Origin of the sequence: Candidatus Darwinibacter acetoxidans, from assembly GCF_041936445.1 — a bacterium.
Lineage (GTDB): Bacteria > Bacillota > Limnochordia > Darwinibacteriales > Darwinibacteriaceae > DTU010.
Map to the genome: position 1 here is coordinate 1 of NZ_JBHGXH010000152.1, position 2,189 is coordinate 2,189.

Genomic DNA, 2,189 nt, shown 5'->3' on the forward strand with positions numbered 1-2,189 from the left:
TCACCGGGAACGCCTATACCGAAACGGCGATGCTCAGCCGGAACCTGGGCTTTGCCCGTTTTGATCAGTCCACCAAAGAATACCGCCCTTACTTCTTTATTAAAGAGTATGACGCCACCGCCCTGCGGCATATGCCGATCAAGCTGACCGCCGGCCGCTACCCCGAAAAAACCGGCGAGATACTGCTTTCGGAGGAAGCTGTTGAGAGCGGCGGCGAGGCCTACCAGATCGGCGAAACGATCGCCTTCGACCTGGGCGAACGGATCGATCCGGAAGGGCAGCCGCTGCCGGATGATAGCGTGGTTGAAGAGGATGAACAATTTGTCACCACCGCCACCCGGGCCTATACCGTCACCGGGCTCATCGCCAAGCCGCACTTTGAAAACTTCAGCAGCGTCCCCGGGTTTACCGCGATCGCCTACCTGGATCCGGGCCGGCTCGGCCCCGGGGATAAGGTCAACGTCTCCATCTTAGGAAAAAACCCGCGCCAGATCTACGACCGGGTCCCGGAGATAGCGGCCGCCGCCGGGGGGCTGAGCTATACTTACAATAACGAGCTCTTGCAATATCTGGGCATCTCCAAGAACTACCAGGCCATGGCCATGCTCTATTCCGTCGCCGGGATCGTGATCCTGTTGATCGTAGTCGGCTCGGTAACGGTGATCTACAACGCCTTCGCCATCTCGGTAAGCGAGCGAAAAAAACAGTTCGGCATGCTGGCCAGCACCGGGGCCACCCCCGGCCAGATCCGGAACACCGTGTTTTTCGAAGGGGCCATCCTGGGGCTGATCGGCACACCGCTGGGGCTTCTTTCCGGCATCGGGGGCATCGGCGTAACCCTCGCCGTGGTCAACCGCCTCTTGCTCGAGTCCATCTATAACCAGGATATCGCGCTCCGGTTGGTAGTTTCGCCGGTCACCGTCTGGGGCACGATCGCCTTCGTGGGGCTGATCATCCTTATTTCCACTTACCTGCCGGCCAAGCGGGCCGCAGCCACCTCCCCCATCGAAGCGATCCGGCTGAGCGCAGATATTAAGATCAAGGGGAAAGACGTTAAAACCTCCCGGCTGACCCGCCGGCTCTTCGGGATCGAGGGAGAGCTGGCCTTAAAAAACCTGAAGCGCAACCGCCACCGCTACCGGGCCACGGTGATCTCGCTTTTCATCAGCATCGTGCTGTTCATCTCTTTCTCCTCTTTCATCAACTACGGGTTTAAGAGTGCCGACCTCTATTACGGGGAGTCTTTCATCCCTTTCGATTTAGCGGTGACCCTCTACGACGGCTCTCCAAAGGATCTGGAAAGCTTTTCGACGCAGGTTGCCGCCCTGGACGGGGTAGAGCGATGCGCCGTGATCAGAGAAGCGGTTGCTGAATCCTGGCTGGAGGGGGCCCAATTCGGACCTTACATTCAAAAGAATTTTATCGATCAGAAGCTCTTTCCCGTAAACGAAGCCGGCCGCTACCAATGCACCTTTCGCCTGGTCGCGCTCGGCGAAGACGAATTTAACGCCTACGCCGCCGCAAACGGGCTCGCTGCGGAAGCGTTCAAAGATACCCAGAACTTCAGGGGGATCCTCATCAATAAAGATATCCTGCAGGAAAGAGGCACTTATGCCGAGTATGAGCCGCTGCACCTGAAGGCAGGCGAAACGCTCCGGCTGGCGGCGGCGGAGATACCGGGTGACCCGGAAGATCCGGAGATTACCCCCCCCGGTTTTGCCATGGAGATCGGCGCGGTAACCGCCGCCTTCCCCCTGGGGGTCTTCTCCGCCGGCCTCGGGGCGGTGAACCTAATCGTCTCTGAAGAGCTCTTTAACGAGATCTGTTCACTGATACAGGAGAAAAGCGAGCATCAGGTGGAACCTGGCCGCGATCTGATGCGAACGATTTATCTATGTGCAAGCGACAGCGCCGCTGTGGCGGAGCAGATCCGCGCTGTTCATCAGGATCATTTCAGCCACTGCAGCATCTTTCTTCACGATGTCAAAGCGGTAGAAGAAGAGATGAATCGCACCGCCACAGTGATCTCCATCTTTTTTTACGGCTTCATCACCCTGATCACCCTGATCGGGGCCACCAATATCTTCAACACCATCAGCACCAACGTGGCCCTGCGCCGCCGCGAATTTGCCATGCTAAAATCGGTAGGGCTGACCCCGCGGGGCTTTAACCGGATGCTTAACTACGAA

The 2,189-nt window shown here is 57.9% G+C and carries 1 protein-coding gene; it reads left to right on the forward strand.

What is annotated here, in order from left to right:
• The coding region (locus ACE4YL_RS05590; protein ID WP_461369351.1) for an ABC transporter permease at window positions 1–2,189 on the forward strand (2,189 nt) is incomplete at both ends.